Annotated in this window: 26 protein-coding genes; 4 read left to right on the top strand and 22 right to left on the bottom strand. The window is 29.1% G+C overall.

Annotated elements, in window-relative coordinates; translation table 11 throughout:
• The 10 genes from L8W64_RS05750 to L8W64_RS05795 form a co-directional block, all read right to left on the bottom strand.
• Positions 1-1,832 (bottom strand): hypothetical protein (locus tag L8W64_RS05750; protein ID WP_263673139.1); only part of this gene is annotated, 1,832 nt, incomplete at its 3' end.
• A 190-nt stretch (positions 1,833-2,022) separates the two neighbouring features.
• Positions 2,023-2,727, bottom strand: a complete 705-nt coding sequence (gene cmoA, locus L8W64_RS05755) for a carboxy-S-adenosyl-L-methionine synthase CmoA (RefSeq protein ID WP_263673141.1) — start codon at positions 2,725-2,727, stop codon at positions 2,023-2,025.
• A complete protein-coding gene (locus L8W64_RS05760; RefSeq protein ID WP_263673143.1) occupies positions 2,717-3,568 on the bottom strand; it encodes a bifunctional riboflavin kinase/FAD synthetase in 852 nt (283 codons plus the stop codon). Before L8W64_RS05760 ends, cmoA begins: the two co-directional genes overlap by 11 nt.
• Positions 3,534-4,256, bottom strand: coding sequence for a TlyA family RNA methyltransferase (locus tag L8W64_RS05765; protein ID WP_263670335.1), 723 nt, complete (start codon positions 4,254-4,256; stop codon positions 3,534-3,536). Before L8W64_RS05765 ends, L8W64_RS05760 begins: the two co-directional genes overlap by 35 nt.
• Positions 4,246-6,201, bottom strand: a complete 1,956-nt coding sequence (gene ligA / locus L8W64_RS05770; protein WP_263673146.1) for an NAD-dependent DNA ligase LigA — start codon at positions 6,199-6,201, stop codon at positions 4,246-4,248. Before ligA ends, L8W64_RS05765 begins: the two co-directional genes overlap by 11 nt.
• A 2-nt stretch (positions 6,202-6,203) precedes the next feature.
• Positions 6,204-7,346, bottom strand: coding sequence for a dihydropteroate synthase (gene folP / locus L8W64_RS05775; RefSeq protein ID WP_263673148.1), 1,143 nt, complete (start codon positions 7,344-7,346; stop codon positions 6,204-6,206).
• Entirely contained in the window at positions 7,333-7,944 is a 612-nt protein-coding gene (locus tag L8W64_RS05780) for a DNA polymerase III subunit delta' (RefSeq protein WP_318529428.1), read from the bottom strand. The genes folP and L8W64_RS05780 overlap by 14 nt, the downstream gene beginning before the upstream one ends.
• 41 nt (positions 7,945-7,985) lie before the next feature.
• Entirely contained in the window at positions 7,986-8,522 is a 537-nt protein-coding gene (locus L8W64_RS05785) for a HobA family DNA replication regulator (protein WP_126340811.1), read from the bottom strand.
• Positions 8,523-9,725, bottom strand: a complete 1,203-nt coding sequence (locus L8W64_RS05790) for an aspartate kinase (protein WP_133319198.1) — start codon at positions 9,723-9,725, stop codon at positions 8,523-8,525.
• On the bottom strand, positions 9,725-10,195 hold the full coding sequence (locus L8W64_RS05795) for an RNA pyrophosphohydrolase (RefSeq protein WP_133319199.1): 471 nt from the start codon (positions 10,193-10,195) through the stop codon (positions 9,725-9,727). Before L8W64_RS05795 ends, L8W64_RS05790 begins: the two co-directional genes overlap by 1 nt.
• An 80-nt stretch (positions 10,196-10,275) precedes the next feature.
• On the opposite strand from L8W64_RS05795, the gene hemW reads away from it, so the two are divergent.
• Positions 10,276-11,325 (top strand): radical SAM family heme chaperone HemW, encoded by a 1,050-nt coding sequence (gene hemW, locus L8W64_RS05800; protein ID WP_263673152.1) that lies wholly within the window; start codon positions 10,276-10,278, stop codon positions 11,323-11,325.
• Here hemW and L8W64_RS05805 read toward each other — a convergent pair.
• Entirely contained in the window at positions 11,322-11,639 is a 318-nt protein-coding gene (locus tag L8W64_RS05805; RefSeq protein ID WP_263666770.1) for an ArsR/SmtB family transcription factor, read from the bottom strand. The genes hemW and L8W64_RS05805 overlap by 4 nt on opposite strands.
• 8 nt (positions 11,640-11,647) lie before the next feature.
• Positions 11,648-12,628, bottom strand: a complete 981-nt coding sequence (locus L8W64_RS05810; RefSeq protein WP_263673154.1) for a permease — start codon at positions 12,626-12,628, stop codon at positions 11,648-11,650.
• A 154-nt stretch (positions 12,629-12,782) separates the two neighbouring features.
• Here L8W64_RS05810 and tatB point away from each other — a divergent pair, with 154 nt between their 5' ends.
• The 3 genes from tatB to queA are packed head-to-tail and all read left to right on the top strand — an operon-like array spanning position 12,783 to position 14,933.
• The gene (tatB, locus tag L8W64_RS05815) at positions 12,783-13,175 is read left to right on the top strand and encodes a Sec-independent protein translocase protein TatB (protein ID WP_133319203.1); all 393 of its coding nucleotides are present in this window, start codon (positions 12,783-12,785) and stop codon (positions 13,173-13,175) included.
• A 2-nt stretch (positions 13,176-13,177) separates the two neighbouring features.
• Positions 13,178-13,918 carry a twin-arginine translocase subunit TatC gene (gene tatC / locus L8W64_RS05820; RefSeq protein ID WP_220566664.1) on the top strand — a complete coding sequence of 247 codons (741 nt, stop codon included), beginning with the start codon at positions 13,178-13,180 and terminating at the stop codon, positions 13,916-13,918.
• Positions 13,905-14,933 (top strand): tRNA preQ1(34) S-adenosylmethionine ribosyltransferase-isomerase QueA, encoded by a 1,029-nt coding sequence (queA, locus tag L8W64_RS05825; RefSeq protein WP_263661309.1) that lies wholly within the window; start codon positions 13,905-13,907, stop codon positions 14,931-14,933. The genes tatC and queA overlap by 14 nt, the downstream gene beginning before the upstream one ends.
• Here queA and mrdA read toward each other — a convergent pair.
• Genes mrdA through L8W64_RS05875 form a run of 10 tightly spaced genes read right to left on the bottom strand, consistent with a single transcriptional unit; the run spans position 14,926 to position 23,219 of the window.
• Complete coding sequence (gene mrdA, locus L8W64_RS05830) at positions 14,926-16,752, bottom strand: penicillin-binding protein 2 (protein WP_263673157.1); 1,827 nt, start codon at positions 16,750-16,752, stop codon at positions 14,926-14,928. The genes queA and mrdA overlap by 8 nt on opposite strands.
• Before the next feature lies 1 nt (position 16,753).
• Positions 16,754-17,245: a hypothetical protein gene (locus L8W64_RS05835; protein WP_133319207.1), complete on the bottom strand. Its 492-nt coding sequence runs from the start codon at positions 17,243-17,245 to the stop codon at positions 16,754-16,756.
• Positions 17,235-17,834 carry a ribosome biogenesis GTP-binding protein YihA/YsxC gene (gene yihA / locus L8W64_RS05840; protein ID WP_263670319.1) on the bottom strand — a complete coding sequence of 200 codons (600 nt, stop codon included), beginning with the start codon at positions 17,832-17,834 and terminating at the stop codon, positions 17,235-17,237. Before yihA ends, L8W64_RS05835 begins: the two co-directional genes overlap by 11 nt.
• Positions 17,831-18,289: a lipopolysaccharide transport periplasmic protein LptA gene (lptA, locus tag L8W64_RS05845; protein ID WP_133319209.1), complete on the bottom strand. Its 459-nt coding sequence runs from the start codon at positions 18,287-18,289 to the stop codon at positions 17,831-17,833. Before lptA ends, yihA begins: the two co-directional genes overlap by 4 nt.
• A complete protein-coding gene (locus L8W64_RS05850) occupies positions 18,271-18,750 on the bottom strand; it encodes a hypothetical protein (protein ID WP_263673159.1) in 480 nt (159 codons plus the stop codon). Before L8W64_RS05850 ends, lptA begins: the two co-directional genes overlap by 19 nt.
• 17 nt (positions 18,751-18,767) lie before the next feature.
• Positions 18,768-19,256, bottom strand: a complete 489-nt coding sequence (locus L8W64_RS05855; RefSeq protein ID WP_133319211.1) for an HAD hydrolase family protein — start codon at positions 19,254-19,256, stop codon at positions 18,768-18,770.
• 4 nt (positions 19,257-19,260) lie between these two features.
• On the bottom strand, positions 19,261-20,100 hold the full coding sequence (locus L8W64_RS05860) for a septal ring lytic transglycosylase RlpA family protein (RefSeq protein WP_133319212.1): 840 nt from the start codon (positions 20,098-20,100) through the stop codon (positions 19,261-19,263).
• Entirely contained in the window at positions 20,036-21,187 is a 1,152-nt protein-coding gene (locus L8W64_RS05865; RefSeq protein WP_133319213.1) for a lytic transglycosylase domain-containing protein, read from the bottom strand. Before L8W64_RS05865 ends, L8W64_RS05860 begins: the two co-directional genes overlap by 65 nt.
• The gene (locus L8W64_RS05870; RefSeq protein ID WP_263673161.1) at positions 21,187-21,984 is read right to left on the bottom strand and encodes a TatD family hydrolase; all 798 of its coding nucleotides are present in this window, start codon (positions 21,982-21,984) and stop codon (positions 21,187-21,189) included. Before L8W64_RS05870 ends, L8W64_RS05865 begins: the two co-directional genes overlap by 1 nt.
• Positions 21,975-23,219 (bottom strand): diguanylate cyclase, encoded by a 1,245-nt coding sequence (locus tag L8W64_RS05875; protein ID WP_263673162.1) that lies wholly within the window; start codon positions 23,217-23,219, stop codon positions 21,975-21,977. Before L8W64_RS05875 ends, L8W64_RS05870 begins: the two co-directional genes overlap by 10 nt.
• Positions 23,220-23,282: the final 63 nt, after the last annotated feature.

The raw sequence follows: 23,282 nt of genomic DNA on the forward strand, positions 1-23,282 counted from the left end.
GTAATAGTTTTTGTGTTTTTTAATGTTCCAATTATTTTAGCATTATCAGCTAAAGAAATATTTCCTTTTATAGTTCCATTATTGATTAAAGCATTGCCTGTGGTATTTATTTGATCATTATTCTGTGATGCTGTTATGGTGCCTTGATTTAAAATGATTGCATCAGAAGTATCATCTTTACCTATAGTTCCTTCATTATTAATACCGGCATTAACTCCTGCTATTAAAGCATTAGAACTAGTTGATATTATAGAATCTACCTTAGAAGTGCTATCTATATTTATTCCGTTAGAAGTATTATCTCTTCCTATTATACTTCCTGCATTAGCAAGGGTGCCACCTATAGCATTCTCAAAACTAATACCAGCTTGTTTTCCTTGTATGGTTCCTGAGTTGCTTAGATTTTCTAGAGTGGATTTTTTTAAAACCATGGAAGATGTTTGGCTATTTAATACTCCTGAATTAACAAAAGATTTTATAGTTGAACTATCTAAATTGAGAATTTCTTTTTGCGAATTAATACCAGCTATATTAGTAAAATTTGACATAGTTGAATTTATTAAAGATATACTAGGACCTATAGTAGATATAATACTTCCATAATTTTTAAAATCTACAATAGTGCTATTATTAACTCCAATAGCAGTAGCACCTTGTATGGTTCCTTTGTTAGTAAAATTTTGTAAAGTTGATTGCTTTTGCATATACAACCCGTATTCTTTTCCTAATATTTTACCTTTATTATCTAAATTATCTAGTGCTCCTTTACTTTTATAATTACTACCTATTCTAAGACCTTTTTTTTCACCACTAATAACTCCTAAATTGTTTAAAGTTTTTATTTTACCCCTATCTTCAATAGTTATTCCATCCCTACTACTACTAATTATATCTTTTGAGTTATACAAATTATCCAATATTGATCGTTCTCTAACTAAAATACCATAATTATTACCTTTAATAGTTCCATTATTATTTAAATTTTCTAAACTTTTTCCAAGATAAATACCATCGGTTTTAGCTACTATACTTCCCCTGTTATCAATCTTCTTTACTTTTGAACCATACTCTATAGAAATACCTCCTCTATTTAGACCTTGAATTAATCCACTGTTATTAATATTATCAATAGTGGAGCTATGTCTAATCAATATTCCAAAATTGCTTCCTTGTATGGTTTTTTTATTTTCGATAATAGTAACTTTACTATTGCCTATATAAAAACCATCATATTTTGCGAGTAGATTATTATTATTTGTAAATTTATCAATAGTTCCACCATAGATTAAAATACCATGATTTCCATCTATTAGATTATTATTTATGATACTTGCTACATGTGAGTTATTTCTAATAAAAATCCCATCTCCCTCTACAAATGGGTCTTGAGTCTCTTCAGGAGGTAATTCAGGTTTTTCTACTATTTCCGATTTTCCACCGATAATGGAACCATTATTAATAATATTTATATTTTTAGAATTTTCATCAATCATAATAGCATGTTGATTATCTTTAGAGATTTTACCTGAATTGCTAATATGTATATTATACCCATCAACATTTTTTAACCAAAGTCTAGTTGAAGCATCTGTGTTTATGGTGCAGTTTTTACCATCTAAACATCCAGCACCACTTACATTTTTTTCTAACATTCCTGCTTTAGAGATTTTTATAGAACCAGAAGAAGATGGATCGCTTATAACAACACTAGAATTAGCACATGTTGCTAAAAAAGATATAGTTGCCAAAGATAAAAAAATATTTTTAATTCTTTGGGTATTAGAATAATTAAAATTTTCCTTTGCATTTAATCTTTCTAGAGAGGAATTCATTATACCCCCCCCCCATATCGATAATAAGACATTATTACACCTCTTTTTTTAGTAAAATATCACTTATTATCACACTATATAATAAATTATTTTAAAATATATAAATAATTATTAATTTATAAATAATAAATATTTTTAACAATTATAAAAAATTATACAAAGCGATTTAAAAATTTAGCTATTAAATTTATCATTTAAAAGCTATGAAAGTTTCAAAATTTACCCACTTAAATACGCTTTCTACTTTAGAAAATCCTGCCTTTTTAAGCATAGCTATGTTTTCATTTTGAGTATAAGGAATGAGGACATTTTCTAAGGCTTCTCGCTTGCTTGAAATTTCTAGCTTACTATAACCTTGCTCTAGTTTATATTGCTCATAAATTTGTATCATTTTTTTAGCTATTTTTACATCTTCATAAAGAATTTTTTCACTAAGCACAAACATACCATTTTCATTTAAGTTTTGATAGATTTTATCAACTAATTCTTGTCTTTTAGGTGGGCGGATAAACTGCAAAGTATAAGTAGCTATAAAAACATCATTTTTAAAAAACTCAAAATCATCTAAATTTTTTTGATGAAATGCCACCCTAGCTCCAAAGGCTTGACATTTGTTTTTGGCGATCTCTAACATAGCATTAGCTTCATCAACCCCGCTTAAAAGAAAATCTTTTCTTTTTTCATAAAGTGCAAGCAATAAACTAGCCGTAGAACAACCAAGATCACAAATTCTCGCATTTTGTGGTGCAAAATGATCAATAAGTTCGACTATGAGTTTTAAATTTTGCGTATAAAAAGGCACAGATCTTGACACCATATCATCAAAAACACTTGCTACGCTTTTATCAAATTCAAATTGTTTTTCTAAGGGTTTTTTAAAAATTTCATCTTTCATTTAATCTTCCTAAAATTTCTTTTGCTTTGTCAATATCTTTACTAATTTGTGCTTTTAATAAGGCTAAGTCGTTAAATTTCTCATTAGCTCTTATATAGTCAATAAAACTTAACTCAACTGAAATTGCTTTTGTATTTGTGAAATTTTCATCTAAAATATGCGTTTCTAAAGCAAAATTTTCATCAGTAGATCTTATGCCTATAAAACTTACACTATGATAGCTTTTATTTTCAATCTTTACTAAAGTCGCATATACGCCATCTTTGGGTAAAAAGAAGTCTTTTGTATGTAAATTTAAAGTTGCAAAAAGCTCTTTAGCGCCTATACCTTGACCTTTGATGATATTTGCTTGTATATTATAAAATCTACCTAGAAAATTTTTAGCTTCTTTGACTTTTGCTTCTTTAAGTAAGGTTTTAATCATACTTGCATGAACACTTTTATTTTGAATTTTAAACTCATCTATGATGATGGTGTTTATACCACAAAGATTTTGTATGTCTTTGGCGCTACATTTTCTTTCTTTGCCAAATTTAAAATCATAACCTACGATAATCTTTTCTAGTTTGGGAAATTTTTGCTTTAAAAGTTTTAAAAAATCCCCACCTTTATAGTCCTTGATTTTATCAAAATCACAAAAAATCAAAGGAAAATCAACCAAATTTACTCTAAAATCCTTAGGTGTTAGGGCTTCTTTTTCCTCTTTAGTGATGATAAATAAGGCGCCATTTTCATCTAAATGCTTAAAAAGCTCAAAATGCCCCAAATGCATACCATCAAAACGCCCTATGGCTAAATTTGTGATCTTAGTTTTTTCTATAGGCGTAGAAAAACTCAACATTACCTTCTTTTCCTTTTAAGTGTGACTCTTGACTTGCTTGCAAGATCCAACCAAGCTTTACACAAGCTTTTTCAAAGCTTTCTTTAGCATTTTTGATAGCTTTGGTATCTTTTACCACTCCGTTTTTATCACGCTTAGCATTTTTACCTACTTCAAATTGAGGTTTAAAAAGCAAGATGATAAGATCTTTAGCAAGTTTATCTATATGAAAAATCAAATGTGTTAAAGATATAAAACTCACATCACAAGTGATAACATCATATAAAATTTCACTTTTAAACTCACGCAAATCAGTGTTTTCACAAATTTGGATATTTTCTAAATTTCTTAAGCTCTCATGAAGTTGGTTAGAGCCTACATCTAAAGCTGTGATGTGTTTAGCATTATTTTGGTGTAAAATTTGCACAAAACCTCCGGTCGATGAACCTATATCTAAACAAATTTTATCTTTTATGGTAAATGTATGCTCTTGTAAAAAATGCTTGAGCTTAAAAGCAGCTCTGCTTACAAAAAGCTCTTCTAAAAGCGTGAGTTTTAAACTCTCATCTTCTAAAGGATTTAAAGATGTGATTTTAAAAGAGGTTTTTTTAAACTCGCCATTGAGTAAAATTTGCTTGTTTTCTATAAACTCACAAGCTTTGTTGCGAGAAATGTTTAACTTTGCACTTACAAAGACATCATACCTCATCATCGTTACCTAAAAGAGCATTAAACTCAGCTTCATTAATACATTTAACCCCTAAGTTTTGAGCCTTTTCAAGCTTTGAGCCTGCTTCACTTCCATATAATACAAAGTCAGTTTTCTTAGACACACTTGAACTTACCTTTGCTCCAAAGCTTTCGATTAGTTCTTTAAAATGATCGCGTGATTTGCTTAAAGTGCCTGTGATAACAAAGGTTTTATTAGAAATATTATCATTTATAATAAGCTCTTTTTTCTCATCCTCTAAATGCAAAATTTCATAAAAATGCTTAATGCGATTTGCATTGACATGGGTAAATTCTTCTAAGCTTTTAGCCATTTGCTCGCCAAAGCCTTCTAAATTTGCATAAGCTTCATAGCTTTGCATAAACCATTCAAAGCCAAAAGATTGAGCTAATTTTTTAGCTGCTACTTCTCCAATATGCTCTATACCCAAAGCAGTGATAAACCTTGATAAGGGGCATTTTTTTGCATTTTCAATAGCACTTAGAAGATTGTTGATTTTTTTCTCTTTAAAACCTTCTAAGCCTTCAAAATCACTATATTTTAAGAAAAATATACTTTCTATGTTAGTGATTTTTCCTTCTTTAAATAAAAGCTCGACGATATTTTCTCCAAGGCCGTCTATATTTAAACACTTTTTAGATACAAAATGTATGATAGAATTTACAAGCCTTGCTTTACAGTCTAGGTTTTGGCATTTTAAAAAAGCACCCTCATCTAAAAGCTCACTTAAACACTCAGGACAAAGAGTTGGTTTAGCAATCTTACTTTCTAAACCATCACGCCTTTGAGTAAAAACTTTAGTAATTTTAGGTATAACATCTCCACTTCTTATCACACTTACGCTATCGCCTATCATCACTCCAAGTCTAGCTATCTCATCAAAATTATGTAAGGTTGCAGACTTTACGATAACCCCATCTAAATTTACAGGCTCTAAAACCGCCACAGGGGTAATCACCCCACTTCTTCCAACTTGTAAATTAACCCCAAGTAATGTTGTAGTTTTTTCCAAAGCAGGAAATTTAAACGCGGCCATAAATTTTGGAAATTTCACAGTATAACCCAAAAGCTTACAATGAGCTAAATCATCTACCCTTACAACCATACCATCCATCATCATAGGCTTTTGATCTCTTTTTTCTAAAAGCTCATGATATTTTTCCAAAACCTCATCTAAAGTTTTCACACAAAAAACAAAATCATCTTTTAAAAAACCAAGATTTCTTACAAACTCCATCACTTCAGAGTGCTTACTAAATTCCAAAGAATTCTCTCCCACTCCCCAAGGATAAAATTTTAAATTTCTTTCTTTTGTAATGCTTGTATCAAGCTGTCTTAGTGAACCACTTGCTGCGTTGCGTGGGTTTGCAAATAAGCTCAAGCCATCTTTAGCTCTTTTTTCATTGATTTTTTCAAAATCTTCTTTTAAAATTACCACTTCGCCACGAATTTCTATCTTGTCTTTATAAGGAATTTTTTGAGGTATGTTTGATATTTCTTTTACATTTAAAGTAATATCCTCACCCACTTCTCCATCGCCCCTTGTAGCACCGCTGATTAAAATACCATTTTCATAAGTAAGATTTAAACTCGCTCCATCAAATTTAGGTTCTATGAAAAAATCAAATTCACATTTAGCTCTTTTTGCCCAAGCTCTAAGCTCAGCTTCATCAAAAACATCTTCCATAGACCACATTTTTGCACTATGTGCAAGTTTATGAAACTCACTTTGTATAATAGGAGCGATATTTTGCGTAGGAGAATCTTTAGAAATCTTTTCTTGATGAAGCGTTTCAAATGCTTTTAACTCTCTTATAAGTTTATCATATTCTTCATCGCTTGCTAAAGGCTCATCATCTTCATAATAAGCCCTCATCCATTCTTTTGCTAATTTTACCTTTTCTAAATACTCTTGATAAGTCATCACTACTCCAAAGAAAGTTCATCCATAGCTTTTGCAAGTTCAAACATTTGCTTATGCTCATACACATCATGTGCTCTTATAATGCTTGCACCATTTTTAAAAGCCTCTAAATGTAAATAAAGTGTGCCCGCTAGTCTTTGTTCAACACTTGAGTTAAAATAAGCATTTATCACACTTTTCCTACTAGCTCCAATCAAAAGTTCTTTTTCAAAGCGTAAAAAATGCTCTAAATGTTTGATTAACATCATATTATGCCAAGGACTTTTACCAAAACCAATGCCAACATCTAAAATCACATCTTCTAAACCAAGCTTACCTAGTCTTTCTAGCTTTTGCGTAAAAAAATCATCAAGCTCGGTTAATACATCTTCATAATGCGGGTTATCTTGCATATTTTGTGGGGTATTTTGTATATGCATGAGTGTATAAGTGGCTTTGTATTTTAAAGCTAGTTTGGCTAAATTTTCATTTTTAAAACCGGCGATATCATTAATAAGTTTAAAACCTTTATTTAAAGCATATTCTAAACAATACTCATCAAAGCTATCTAAACTAAAAATACATTTTTCATAAAGTTTTTCTTTATAAATTAAATCTAGGGTGTTTTTTAAGCGCTTAAACTCTTCTTCTTTCCCACAATACACACTACCAGGTCTTGAAGAAACCCCGCCTATATCTATATAATCAGCCCCTTGAGAAATCATGAGTTCGATTTTTTCTAAAACTTCATTTTCTTTAACCCTACTTTGAGCGTTAAAACTATCTTCATTAACATTAATCACACCCATGATTTTTGCATATTTTGGTTTAGCAAAATTAGACTTTAAAAATAGTGCTAAATTTTTAAGTTTAAAATCTTGTAATTTTTCTTTTTCTATAAGCTTTTTAGCTTGATCTTGTGTTACCATAAGCAAGGCATTAGTATGTTCTTTACCTAGTATAACTTCTTTATGTGTTACAAGTTCAGCTCCAACCCTTAGTGCGTCTTGTTTAAGTATATTTGCAGCAGGTGCTCTTAGTTCTTTGATAAGAAAAAAATGAATTTGAGTTTTTTCACTCATAATTTTCTCACCTGCTTTATGTGGCTTTATATATTTAGAAATTTGCTCAAAGTCTGTGTTAGGATTGATTTTAATGATTTTCATTTTTTCTCTCGTGTAAAATTAAAGCTATGGTGCTTAGTAAAATAGTTGGCTTTGCATTTAATTTAGCTAGCTCATAAGCTTTATAAAAAAATTCAATTTCTTCATCGTTTAATTTTATATCTTGTTTAAAACACTCATAGCTTAAAACACTAATTAAATCTAAACATTCATGCTTGTCTATATTTTCATATTGTTTTAATAATGAAGCAATTTGAGCTAGATCCATTTTTTTAAGATCTAAATTTAAAGATATCTTTTCTTTTTGAATTTTATGCTTTTCTATGATAAATCTTGAAAGTATAGTAGGTAAAAAAACATTTTTTGAAGGAGCTACGATAATAAAATATACATTTTTTGGTGGCTCTTCAAAAAGTTTTAATAAAAAATTTTGTGCTTCTTCACGGAAAGACTTAGCTAGTATAATAATAATTTTAGCTTGTGCTTCAGCCATATAACTTTCTTTCATAATAGCCCTTGCCGTTGCTTGAGCGTTTTTGTCATAAGTTAAGTCATTTAATCTTAATTCTAAGTCAGGATTTTTAGGTATGAAAAATTTAAGATTTTTTGCTCCATATTCTTCTGTGAGTTTTTCTTGCATTAGTTCAAAATCATTATGGATAATGATTTTATTTCTTAGATTCAAATTTCTACCTTAGAAAAAAGTACAGCCTCTAAGCTTTGCTCAAATACTTTATATAAAGAAATGAGTTTATAGTCTAATTCTTTATCACGCGAGGAAAGATAAAAGCTATTTTGCAATTGCTCATCAAAAAGCCAAAGCATACTTTCTGCTTTAGAATTAGCGATTTTAAATTTAAATCCTGTATTAGTTCCTATATAAAAAAAAGCATAACCATTGGGAAAAGAAATACTTAAAAGATCATTAAGTAAATCTATATCTTCTTGGGTATTGCAAGCTTTGTTATAAATTCCTTTTAAAGACACAAAAGGCACTAAAGGTCTTGTAGTGCTAGCATTGATTTGGCTTAAAAAATACTCTTCAAACCAAGCTCTTTGATCATCAGTAATCACAATAAAAGTATAACCTTGCAAAAGCAAAGCTAATTTAGAAGCTATCAAAGGCGACCATTCAAGACGCCTTTCTTCTAACCAACTTGTATAAGTGCCATTTTCTCGGATTTGCTCTAGGGTAAATTTTAAAAAACTATTACTCATTTATACATCTAGTTTATAAACTTCATGCAATACTCTTACAGCTAATTCACCATATTTTTCATGCACGATAACTGAAATTTTAATTTCGCTTGTAGAAATCATTTGTATGTTAATATTTTCATTTGCCAATGCTTTAAAAGCTGCTGAAGCTACTCCAGAATGTGATTTCATACCCACACCCACAACTGAAACTTTTACCACTGCACTATCTGTTTCTATATTAGCATTAGCACCTAAAACTTTTTTCATAGCATTAGTTGCTAAATCAAGCTCGTTTTCAGGCACAGTAAAGCCCAAATTTGTAGCTCCATCTACACCTACATTTTGGATAATCATATCTACATTGATATTTTCATTTGCTAAAGTTCCAAAAATTTCAGCAGCAATTCCTGGCTTATCATCAATATTTCTTAAAGTAACCCTTGCTTGGTTTTTATCTAGTGCTATACCACTAACCAAAGCTTGTTCCATATTTTCCTCCTTAGTAATGATCGTCCCTTCATTTTCATTAAAGCTACTTCTAGTAACTAATTTTACATTTAATTTTTTAGCAAGCTCTACAGAGCGATTTTGTAAAACTTTAGCTCCCAAACTTGCAAGCTCTAGCATTTCTTCATAAGAAATTTTATCTAGCTTTTTAGCCTTTGGCTCAATTCTAGGATCGGTAGTATATACCCCATCTACATCAGTATAAATTTCACACAAATCAGCATTTAAAGCTCCTGCTAATGCAACTGCACTTAAGTCACTTCCACCACGACCTAAAGTAGTAACATTACCCATTTTGTCGATACCTTGAAAGCCAGCAACTACTACAATATACCCCTCATCTAAGGCTTTATTGATATTTGTAGTATCAATGTGTTCAATTCTTGCTTTAGTATAAACATCATCTGTAATAATCCCTGCATTGCGTCCGGAAAATGCAGTAGCTTTTAAACCCATTTCATTTAATGCAATAGCAAGTAAAGATGAAGTTACACGCTCACCACTACTTAAAAGCATATCCATCTCACGACCTGAAGGATTTTTACTAAAATGATGTGCAAAATCAATAAGCTCATTAGTAACTCCACTCATTGCAGAAACTACTACAACTAACTTATCGCAAGTTTTTTTACTTTTTGCCACTCTTTTAGCAACTTCATCGATACGCTCAAGCGTTCCTACACTCGTTCCCCCATATTTTTGTACGACCAGCATTAAATATACCCCCTTTCTTTAAAATATTTTAAAACCCTAATATATATAGGCTTTTTAAAATGATTAATCATATCATACACATCTTCCAATGAAGCAAATTTATAAGCATCAAATTCAGGATTTTTAGTATTTAGATTAACAATAGCTTTGTTTTTTAATCTAACTAAAAAATATTTTTGATTTTGACCATCATAAGGATACATTTTTTGTGCAACCTTAGGTGGAAAATCATAACTAATCCATTCAGGATGTTCGGCTAAAATTTCAATCTCATCTGTACCTATTTCTTCTTTTAATTCTCTAAATAACGCACTTTTAGCATCCTCTCCCTCATCTATTCCACCTTGAGGAAACTGCCATATATTTTCCATATCATTGCGTTTAGCGAGTAAAATTTTACATTCAAAAGGATAAGCTGATGATAGCACTATTGCGGCTACATTTGGCCTATATTTTTTTTCTTTTTCCATGATTTTCTTATCCTTGACTTTTTAATAATATAATTCTAACAAAAAAATACGAATTTATAATCACATTTTAAAGAAGTTTTATGCATTTATATATACATATACCATTTTGCGAAAGTAAATGTTTTTATTGTTCTTTTACTTCACTTAAAAAAAAGGACTTTGAAAAAGATTATTTAAATGCTTTAATGCAAGATATAAAATATCAACTAGATTTTTTTATGCTGGATAAAAATTCCATAAAAACTATTTTTATAGGTGGTGGTACTCCTAGTTTAATGAGTGTTAATTTTTATGAAAAAATTTTTATTTTTTTGCAAAGTTATTTACAAAAAAATAATGAAATAAGCATAGAAGCAAATCCTAACTCAAGCAATTTTTCTTGGCTTAAAGAGATAAAAAATTTAGGTTTTAACCGCATTTCTTTTGGGGTGCAAAGTTTTCATGAAAAAAAATTACAATTCCTTGGGCGTATTCATGATCAAAAAAGCATTTTTATAAGTATAGAAAATGCAAAAAAAGCAGGATTTAATAATATAAATTTAGACTTAATTTATGATACAAAACTCGATGATAGTAAAATGCTTGATTATGAAATTTCTAAACTCGCTTTAATTGATATTAGCCATGTGAGTGCTTATAATCTAACCATAGAAGAAAAGACAAGATTTGCTAAAAAATTTCATTATAAAAAAAACGCTCCACGCCTTGCAAAACATTTTATCAAAGCAATTGAAAATCTTGGTTATAAACAATATGAAATCAGTAATTTTGGACAAATTTGCAAACATAATCTTGCTTATTGGCAAGGAAAAGACTATGTAGGATGTGGTTTAAGCGCAGTAGGATTTTCAAAAAATCAAAGATTTTATACTAAAAAAAATTTAAAAGATTATATAGCAAATCCCTGTTTTAGGGAGGTTGAAAATTTAAATTCAAAAGATTTGTGTTTAGAGCATATTTTTCTAGGACTTAGAAGCATTATAGGAGTGGATGAAACAAAGCTAGAACCTTTAGAAAAAGAAAAAGCAATGTTTCTTAGCAAAAAAGGGAAATTAGTATATAAAAATGGAATTTTTTATAATACTAATTATCTTTTAAGCGATGAACTAGCTTTGTATATTAGCACTTAAGCTTTGCATTCACAAGAAAACCTTTTAAGCTCAGGAAGCTTTATGGAAAGTTCATTGATGTTTTTTAATATATCGCTGCAAAAATTATTTAAATTTTCTTTTACTCCATAATACGCCCAAACACCCTGTCTATCTACTTCTAAAAAATTAGCTTCTTTTAAAATTTTTAAATGTCTTGAAAGCCTTGATTGACTCATATTTAAAGAGCTTTGCAAATCACACACACAAAGTTTTCCATATTTTTGTAAAAAAGCTAGGATTAAAATCCTGCTTTCATCATTAATTGCACTTGTTATTTTTAAAAATTCTTGCATAAAATTCCTTATATAAAAAACATTAAAAGTCCAAAACTAATTGCAATAAAAACAATCATACCTGCAAATAAAAACAAAAAGCTTGTTTTAAAAATTCTTTTAAGCAAAATAAGCTCAGGTAAAGAACACCCTGCTCCTGCTATTAAAAAACTCATCATTATACCAAGCGGAATTCCACTGGTAGTTAAAGCTAGTGCTACAGGAATCATAGCAGTGCAATTCATATAAAGCAAAACCCCTATAAATGCTGCTATAAATACACCCAATACCCCATAATCTTTCATATAATTTTGAAAAAAATCTTGCGGAAAAAAGCCGTGTATAAAAGCCCCAATACCCATACCAATAATAATATATGGCAGAATTTTTTTGTATTCATTAAAGCTTTGCATAAATAATATTTTGATTTTATTTTCTTTTGTTTTAGTCTTAAATTTTAAAATTTTACTGCTAATTTTAGAATTTTTAACAAAAATAGAGCTAGGTTTTTCACAGCATAAACTTTTAGAAGTATCATTAGAACAACACTTTGAAGTTTGCTCTAAATCATTTTTTAAAAAGTCTTCATTAAAAAATCTTTGAGTGTTTATTTTTGAAACACAAAAAGCAATAAATAAAATCACGCTAAATAAAAATCCCACATAAAATAAAGAGATTTTTAAGTCAAAACTTACTACAAACATCACTACTATAATAGGATTAATTAAAGGCGAAGTTATCAAATAAGCTATACATACTCCAAGTGGTACTTTAGCTTTTAAAAATGCATTTAAAAGTGGTATGCTTGAACATGAACAAAAGGGAGTTAAGCTACCCAAAAGAATAGCCTTTATATAACTTACAAAAGAATCTTTCTTTAAATGTTCATTGAAAAATTTAGCATAACGCTCATTAAGATAAGCAATGAGCATACTAACTAATATAAATAAAATAGAAATTTCAATAAATAAAATCAAAAAATCTTTAAAAATAAAAAATAACTTTTCCATAATCTTTCACTCCATTTCATTTTAAAATAAGCATAACAAAAATATATTAATATATCAAGATATCTTTATATATTAATATTATAAAAGTAATAGTATTTTTAAGTATTTTTATGTAAAATGCAAACTATATATTTAAGCGAAAGAAGATAAAATAATGAGTTTTGGAGAAATTTTAGTTATTTTAGTTATAGCTATTTTAGTTCTTGGGCCTGAAAAACTACCTTCAACTATAGTTGAAATTGCAAAAATTTTAAAAGCCATTAAAAGTAATATTGATGAAGCAAAAGCAAGTATCAATAAAGAATTAAAAATAGCAGAGTTAAAAGATGAAGCACAAAAATACAAAGATGAATTTTCACAAACTAACGAAAATATCAGAAAAAAACTGAGTTTTGAAGAATTTGATCAACTCAAAGAAGATATTTTAAATAATACCAAAGAGTTAAAAAGTGAAATTAATGATTTAGAAAAAGATATACAAGAACTTTCGCGTGTAGAAGAAAAAACTCAAAAAGATGAAAAAAATACTCAAAAAATGGAAAGCTAAGAATGTTTGAAGAATTAAAACCACATTTAGTAGAACTTAGAAAAAGATTATTTATAAGCGTAGCTTGTGTTGTTGTAATGTTTTTTGTATGCTTTAGTTTTAATAGTTATATTATAGATATACTAAAAGCACCCGTTGAAGCAGCTTTACCTGAAATTTCAAAACAAATGACTTTCGTTGAATTACAAGAGCCTTTATTTACTGCAATGAAAGTTTCATTTTTTACAGCTTTTTTGATTTCTTTACCGGTTATTTTTTGGCAGTTTTGGAAATTCGTAGCACCAGGACTTTATGATAATGAAAAAAGACTAGTAGTGCCTTTTGTAGGCTTTGCTAGCATTATGTTTGCGCTTGGAGCTTTGTTTTGTTATTATATAGTCATACCTTTGGCTTTTAAATTTTTAATTGATTTTGGGGTGCAAACTCAAGATTTTAAACCTTTAATCAGCATAGGCTTGTATGTGGGATTTTTTACTAAACTTGTAGTTGCCTTTGGCTTAGCGTTTGAAATGCCTGTGATAACCTTTTTCTTTGCCAAACTTGGACTTATTGATGATGCATTTTTAAAAAAACACTTTAGGGTTTCAGTTTTAGTGATTTTTGTTTTTTCAGCTATGATGACACCACCTGATATAATCTCACAATTTTTAATGGCCGTTCCTTTGTGCGGACTTTATGGAATTTCTATTTACATAGCCAAAAAAGTTAATCCTAGTCAAAAAGAAAATGATGAAAACGATTGATAAAGATCTTTTGCTTTCTAGTTATGATTATGATTTACCTAATGAACTTATAGCAAATTTTCCTATCTTACCCAAGGAGAATGCTAAACTTTTAGTTTATGAAAGATGTAAAGATCAAATTTTACATTTACATTTTAAGGACTTAGCTAAAATTTTACCACCTTGTGAAATTATCTTTAATGACACTAAAGTAATAAAAGCAAGAATTTATGGATTTAAAGAAAGTGGTAGCAAAATAGAACTTTTCATTAATCACCCTTTAAAAAATAATGATTTTTTAGTTCAAATTCGTGGCAAGGTTAAAGAAGGACAAATTTTATATTTTGAAAATTCTTTAAAAGCTAAAATCAAAAAATTACACGATGATGGCACAAGAGAAGTAGAATTTTTTAATGATGAAAAAAAATTCAATCATCATGAAGTTTTTGAAATTTTAGAAAAAATAGGCCATATACCTTTACCACCATATATTAAAAGAGCAGATGAAGCACAAGATAACATTAACTATCAAAGCATTTTTGCCAAAAATCAAGGTGCGGTTGCTGCACCCACTGCAAGCTTGCACTTTAACGAAGCAATGATAAAAGAACTTAAAAAAAATCATAATATCCATACTATCACACTTCATGTTGGTGCGGGAACTTTTAAAGGTGTAGAATGCGAAGATATACGCGAGCATAAAATGCATTCAGAATTTTTCTATGTTGATGATGAAACTTGTGCTTTGATTAATTCTTCTAAAAAAATACTTGGTGTAGGCACCACAGTTACTCGTTGTATAGAGTATTATCATAGAAAAAAATTAAAAGAAGGTTTTTGTGATTTGTTTTTACACCCACAAAATACCCCACAAAGACTTGATTTTTTACTCACTAATTTTCACTTACCAAAATCAACTCTTATTATGCTTGTGGCCTCTTTTATAGGTAGAGAAAAAACTTTAGAACTTTACCATGAAGCTATAAAAAACAAATATCGTTTTTATTCTTATGGCGATGGAATGCTAATCATTTAGCTTTTTTCTTAATATATTTTTTATCAATATAACCCAAATCTATAAGTTTTTGATAAATTTTAGCAAGTACAGGTCCGCCTGCGCTACTACCACTTTTTCCATGTTCGATTAAAACTACTACTACATATTGAGGTTTTTCATAAGGCGCATAAGAAGTAATCCAAGCATGAGATCTTAAAAAATACTCTAAATCCTCTTCTTTAATACGCTTTTTTTCACTTTGGGAAATTCCAACTACTTGAGCTGTTCCTGTCTTGGCTGCTATAGTAATAGGAGAATTTCTTAAAAATCTTGCCGTAGTTCCACCATCAACATTGGCCACCTCATACATCGCACGCCTTAAAAGTGGAAGTTTTGATAATTCAAAAGTCGTAAAAACACTTTCATTATTGTCAAAATTTACCTTAGTAACATTATCATCAATACTATGTAAAAAATGCGGTGTGATATTTTTAGCCGTAGCAATCATAGCTGTAAATTTAGCCACTTGCATAGGAGTAGCAAGAAAATCACCTTGACCTATGCTTGTATTTAAAGTTTCACCTTGATACCAAGGTTGATTGTATTTTTCTTTTTTCCAAATTCTATTAGGAACCGTTCCTATAAATTCATTAGGTAAATCTACTCCTGTTTTTGTACCAAAACCTATTCTTTCAAAAACAGAACTAATAATGTCAATACCAACCTCCAAAGCTCCTTTATAAAAATATACATCACAGCTTTCTCTAATAGCATCTGTCATATCTACATAACCATGACCTATAGCCTTCCAACATCTAAATTTTCTACCACCAAGTTCAAAGTTAGAATCACACAAATATTTATGATTTTCAGTCACTTTTCCACTATCTAAAAATGCTAAAGCTGTTCCCATTTTTATAACTGAACCTGGAGGATAAAGACCATTAATGAGTTTATTAGTAAAAGGATGGTTTAAATCATTAGAAAGTTTATCCCATTCTTCTTGACTAATACCGGTAACAAAAGGATTGAGATTATATTCAGGAAAACTACCCGCTGCTAAAATAGCTCCACTTTTTACATCCATTACTATAGCAGCGCCTGCTAAATTTTCAAAAATACTAGCCAAGTATTCTTGCAAATCAAGATCAATGCTTAAAGTGATATTACTTGAAGTAGGTTTTTTATAAGAAAGTTCTTCTATTTCTTTATTTAACGCATTTACTTTGCTAACTTTTTCACCCTTTTGACCTTGCAAAATTTCATTATAAGAACGCTCTATACCGCTACGCCCTACATAGCTAGTTAATCTTGCAATTTCATTTTCATTCATATCGTTTAAATTTGCTTTTCCAACATAACCTATAACATGGCTAGCTAAAGCATCATAAGGATAAAATCTTTGAGTAGTAGATTTAACTTGCATATTTTCACGCAAATTAAGCTTAGTAAAATGCTTAATCATAGCATCATATTCTATAAATGGAACTACTTCTATATAATCTTGATTATAATAAGAATCTGCTTTTATATAATTTCGTTTTAATTTAGTTATGTTTAAATCAGGAAAAGCATCTACTATAACTTGCAATTCCTGCTCTAAAAGATTTCTGTTTTTCTTTTTTATATACAAATATGGCTTTATAGAGATTGAAAAACCTAATTTATTTACTGCTAAGGGCCTACCTTTAACATCTAAAATTTGCCCTCTTACAGGTGCTAAAAATTGCGTTTTAATGGCATTTTGTTTAGCTATTTCTTCATAATAAACATTAGATTTAATGCTTATATAATACACTCTAGCAAGTAAAAGTATAAAAAAACAAGCTATAAATCCCATCACCAAACGCATACGCATATTAGATTTTCCCTTTAAAAATAACAAAAGAAATCAAAGCTTCAACGACAAAAAACCATAGATATTCAATACCAAATTTTAAAATTTGACTATTATCTAAATATGCCAAAAATACATCAAAAAGATAGATAAAAATATAAGCACAAAAAGTGAATATAACGAGCAAATAATGGCCTAGTTTTAATTTACTTTTAAACCAATCAACAAAAAGATGATAAAAAACGAAAAAAGCTATCCAAGAACTAAAAAGATAAAATCCATGGATAATATCAATTAATAAAAGATAAAACAAAGAAAAATACCATCTAAAATCAAGCTTATTAAGAGTTCTTTCTTTTTCTTTTAAAAGCACTATCATATAACAAAAAAACACGCCAAACAAAGGAGGCATCCAATAATAAACAGAGCTTAGCACTTGATAAAAAATCAAAGATAAATAAAAAAATAAATAAGAAAAATCAAATCTATTTTTTACTAAATTTCTACTCCTCATTAAAACCTAAGCTCTCTAAAATAATTTTTTGTTCTAATTTATCAATACCACTTTTTTTCAAATTTGAAACTAAAATGGCATTTTTATTTACATTTAAAATTTTTACTTTTTGACTTTGATTGAGCTTATCTGCTTTTGTATAAACTATTATTTTTTTTTGATCAGCTCTAATAAAAGAATCTAAATACAAATCCAAATTTGCATCAATATCTAAATTTTCATGTCTTGAATCTATTAGATGAATAAAAAGCTTGATAGAACTACGCTCTTTTAAAAACTCATCTAAATTTTTGTTCCAAATAGCCTTAGTTTTTTTGCTCACTTTAGCATAGCCAAAACCAGGTAAATCGATAAACATCAATTTAAATTTATCCTCATCTTTTTTACAATCAACTTCAAAAAAATTAATGAGTTGGGTTTTGCCTGGAGTTGAAGAACTTTTTGCTAAATTTTTATTCTTACAAAGAGTATTAATCAAAGAACTTTTTCCTACATTAGAGCGACCTAAAAATGCAATTTCAGTATATATAGGCTGTGGAGCTTCATTTATTTTAGAAGCAGAAGTTAAAAATTTAGCATTTAATATCATTCTTTTACTTCAAATACAAATTTAGCAGGTTTTTTATCTTTACTAACTACTCTATAAGTCATATTTTTTCTATCTACTATGATTTTATCACCTATAAGCTCTTTTTTTGACTGCACTTCTATAATTTTTGCATTACCATTGATTTCATATGTATCTTTAGCTACATTATAAACAAACTCATCACCACTTCCATGATAAATCTTATCTTTCATCATAATTTTAAATTTAGCATCTTTAGTAGCTATATACTTAATGGGTTGTTTATTTTTCATATAAATGACTAATTTTTGCGAATTTAAAATATCTTTACCTTTTTTTACTTCCACATCACCGGTTAATATGCTCGTTTCATTTTTCTCATCCAAATAAAAATCTTTAGCATAAACTTCTATTTTTTGAGCACTAAATGCAAATAAATTTAACAAACACAAAAAAATTATTGCTCTAAAAACCATGCTTTTATTCCTTGAATTCTTAATTCTTTTTGATTTACATCATATAAAAAATTATCCCCAAAAACCTCATTTAACCCTATATATGCCTTAAATTTTTCATTGGAAAATAAAATTTTATTTTTCATATCATAAATTGCTTTTTGAGTAAAAATAGAAGTTTGATTTTGATCAAAATAACTTACATTACCTTCTAAAATGGATTTTTCATCATTTCTTACTAATAAATCCGAACTTAAATTATAATCAAGTGCTTGCACTTTAAAATCATCAAAAATATCTTTATCTTGGTATTTTACCCAACGACTTGCTTGATAACTAGCTTTTGTAATAGATGTATTAAGCTCATAATCAAGCACATCAAAAGCTTGCATATTTGCCACATCTACCTTTTGCGGTTTTATTGCAAACAAATAAGGATCTTGAGTACTTAAAATCACCATAACAAAGGCAAATAAACTCATTAATATAGCAAAAATTTTTATCGCCAAAGTTTATCCCATTGAGCTTGCATATTATTATGTTCAATTAAAATTTCTATCATCTCACTCACTGCTCCATTACCACCTTTTCTGTTTAAAACTTTATCAGTTTTTAAAGCCTTATGCGCATCTTTTGGCTTAAAACTATAAGCAACTGCTTCAAGTAAGCTCATATCATTATAATAATCCCCAATAGCAGCACATTGAGAAAAGTCTAAATTTAATTTTTCTAAAATTTCTTTAGCACAAGTTAATTTATCACTAATACCTTGATATACTAGATCAATTTTTAAATCTCTAGCTCTAAAATATACACACTCGCTAGTCCTGCCTGTAATAATAGCAACTTTTTTGCCAAGCTTTTGCCAAGCCTCAATTGCTGCACCATCTTTTACATTAAATTCTTTAATTTCACCATAATTTTGTGTGTAGATGATTTTACCATCTGTTAGACAACCATCTACATCTAAAAAAATAAGCTCTATCATAATTTTACTCTCTTACTATAAACGCACCGGGAAAAGAACCACCATCAACAAAATCCCTTGCTTCTTGCTCGCTTCTAAAGCCTTTTAAAAATACTCTATGTAAACCATCTTTAGCACTTGTTTGTATTGTTGAAGTATAAGAATTATAATTTTTATATCTACTTGCTATTAACTCTGCGCCACTTTTATTTCTAAATGCCCCAATTTGCACCATAAAAGCTCCACCTTGGAAAATATGGCCACTATCAGCAATCTCCCCACTGCTACCTAAATTAGAATTAGTATGTACTGAACCTGAATTTGCACTTGTTCCAAAACCAATTACTTCAAGTCTTACAGGAGCCGTTCCTGCTTGAATCATATCAATATCTCTTGCGGCCATATTAGATAAATCTATAATCCTACCTGCTACAAAAGGTCCTCTATCATTTATTCTTACGGTAGTTTGACGATGATTTTTTAAATTAGTTACCTTTACTATAGTATTCATAGGTAAAGTTTTATGAGCTGCTGTATAAGCATGTTGATCATAAGTTTCACCATTGGAAGTTTTTTTACCATGAAAGCCCGGTCCATACCAACTAGCTATACCATCAGCAGTCTCACCTACTTCTACTACGGTTGGATAATATGTTTTACCATTAATAGTATAAGGTTTCATAGTGCCTTTTAAGCCTGTATTATTATGCTTTATACTTTTAAAATCTCTTTCTGGATAATACACAGTAGGTGTGCTAATAGGCACCATACTACAAGCACTAAATAAAACCCCTACACAACTAACGACTAACGACTTTTGTATGAGAGTTTTTTGGTAATTTTTGAGTAGTTTTGATTTTTGCATTGTTATTCTCCTTAATTTTTAACACAAGTTTTTGATTAATATTAATCAAGTTTCCTTTGATTTTATTATATTCTTTAATGCTTTCAACACTAATTTTATGTTTTTTTGCAATAGTATAAAGACTATCACCCTTTTTTACTATATAAATTTTTGTATGCGGAATAGTTGTATCCACTTTAGCTAGCTTTACATTCTCTAATGCATTTTCCACAGCCACACTTTTACTTAAAGGAATATACATATAATAATCTTTTTTATCAGGCGGAGTAAAGTCATAATTAAAATGTGGATTATAACGCTTAAATTCATTATAAGACATCTTAGCTACTTTAGCAAGCTCTCTTAAAGAAACACTTGGTGGAACAGGTATTTTTTTAACTTCACTCGATAGAGCATAATTAAGCAAAGCACTATCTTGTGAAATCAAAAAATCATTATTATTAGCCAAAAATGCCATAGTAAGAATTTTTCTAATAAAAATTCTAGTTTCTAATGGTAAATATTTTTTATCAGGATCAAGCAAGATTCTTAAATCATCACTTTTTGCTTTTTTTATGGCTTGGCGTAATTTACCATCACCACAATTATAAGCTAAAATTGCTAAATACCATTTTCCAAACTGCTCTTTTAATTGCTTTAAATAAGCAATGGCTGCATAAGTTGATTTGACTAAATCTCTTCTTTCATCAACATAAGGATCTATTCTTAAACCTAAAGTTTGTGCTGTTGGCTTCATAAACTGCCAAACACCTACTGCTTTAGTTCTAGAAACACTATGAATTTTTAAACCAGATTCTACAATTGCCAAATATAAAAATTCTTGAGGAATATTTTCTTTTTCTAAAATTTTACGGATAATTGGAGTGATTTTATAAAATTCTCTCATAGTATCAACTAAAGTTTTAGAATGCATATTTAAAGAAGATTCTTTAAATTCTAAAAATAACATATCACTAAGATAGCTTGCTTCTATGTCTAAATTTCTTAGAATTTGAGCTTGCTGAGTATAATATTCAGGAGTTACCTGCAAGGCTTTAGCATTTAAACATAATAATACTAATATAAAAAATATAAAGTTTTTTTTCATTATAAACCTTGAAAAAACAAACGATTGGCATTTAAATTCGTAAGTTTTACTACTTCAACTTTAGATAATTTTAAAAGATCAGATATTTTTTGTGCTACAAAATGCGTTAAAATAGGATCATTTACTTTACCACGATGTGGTTCTGGAGTTAAATAAGGCCCATCTGTTTCCAAAACAAGTTTATCTTTTGGAATTTTAGGTAAAATTTCCACTAATTTTTTTGCATTTTTAAAAGTTAAAACCCCGCCTATACCAAAATAAAATCCTTCATCTGCTAGTTGAAGTAAAAGTTCGCTTGCATTAAAGCAATGCAAAACACCGCCTTGCAATTCTTTTGAGTATGTTTTTAAAATATTAAAACTGTCTTCATTAGCTTCACGCACATGCACAATCAATGGCTTTTTATATTCAATGGCTAGTTGTATTTGAGCTATAAAAACTTCTTTTTGTCTTGTTTTAATAGTATCATCATTAGTATTTAAACGATAATAATCAAGTCCACACTCACCCACTGCGATACATTTTTTATCATCTATAAATTCTTTTAAAACTTCTAAATCAAAATCATCTATATCATAAGGATGCGCCCCACAAGAAAAATACACATTATCATAAGTATGTGCTATCTCTCTTGCTCTTGGTAGATCTTTTATATCTGCACCTGGTATAATGATTTTATCTACACCATTTTCAAATGCATGCGTTAACATCTCATCTAAATATCCAAAATAAGCTTGGCTATCTAGATGACAATGAGTATCTATGATTTTTTCACTAAAATCACAATCTAAAAACATACCTCTACCCTATTTTTTCCATTAGCCTTAGCTAAATCTAATGCCTTTTGTGCTTTATTGAGCAAATCTTGCATTTGGCTTCCTTTGCTACCAAAAGCAACCCCCACAGAGATGCTATAATCAACCTCGTCTAAAGCTATCAAAACACTTTCTTTGGAAATATTAACTCTTATATTTGAAAAGGCTTTTAAAGCCTCTTTATTGCTTATATTTTTTAAAGCAATGTAGAATTTACCATCTTCAATTCTAGTAGCTAAATCCATACCACGAATTTGATCTTTAATCTTTTCGGCTGTATGTTTTATCACTCCATCACCGCAATCATAACTTAATTCATAATTAATTGTTGCAAGATTATCAATATCAATCAAAGCCAACGCCATTTCTTCATTTTCTTGTATATCTTCTAAATAATCTAAAAATCTTTTTTCAAAAGTAGCATAATCATCAAGTCCTGTTAATAAATCTTTACCTAAACTATACTCATCTAGCAAAACACACTTTTGCATATAATCTAAACAATTATTTACTCTACAATTAAGTGATTCTTTTTGGAAAGGTCTAATCACATAATCATTCACACCTTTTCTAAAAGCTCTTGCTTCTAATGCATCATCTTTATCCCCAACCATAATCACACCAAGTTCTATTTTAGAATATTTTGAGCGAATTTCTACAAGTAAATCTTCCCCATTAATTACCGGCATAGTAGCATCGCAAATTACTAATTTTGTATCAGGATGATCGCTTAAATAGCTTAGTGCCTCTTCCCCATGAGCTGCTGCTAAAACATTAAAAAGCTGATTGTTTAAGTTTTTCTTCATTTCTGCGCGTAAAGTTACATTTGCAATTGCTAAAATTATCTTAGTTTTATTATTTTTTTGAAGCATTCTAATAGAATTTAACATTTCATTAATACAATCTTCACTTTCTTTTTGAATATAATTAATAATATCTTTTTCCATAAATTTTTTACGAGTTTGTCCGTCATTACTTCCCGTAAGAACAATAGCGGGGATATTTTTTTCTAAAACTACATCAACCACTTCACCATTAGGAGCATCTGGTAAACAAAGATCTACAAAAGCCATAAAATAATCATTTTTCAATAAATCTTTTGCACTATTCATATCAAAAGCAACATCTACCTTTAATCCTAAAGTATTTTCTACTTTTTTTGCTAAAAGTTTAGTTAGCATTTTATTATCATCAATGATTAAAATTTTTTCTTCCATGGTAAAACACTCTCTTTAAATAATTTTAAAAAACTAATTATATCATATTGAAATTTACTTTTT

The sequence above is a fragment of the Campylobacter sp. IFREMER_LSEM_CL1097 genome, from assembly GCF_025772225.1.
GTDB lineage: Bacteria > Campylobacterota > Campylobacteria > Campylobacterales > Campylobacteraceae > Campylobacter_D > Campylobacter_D lari_D.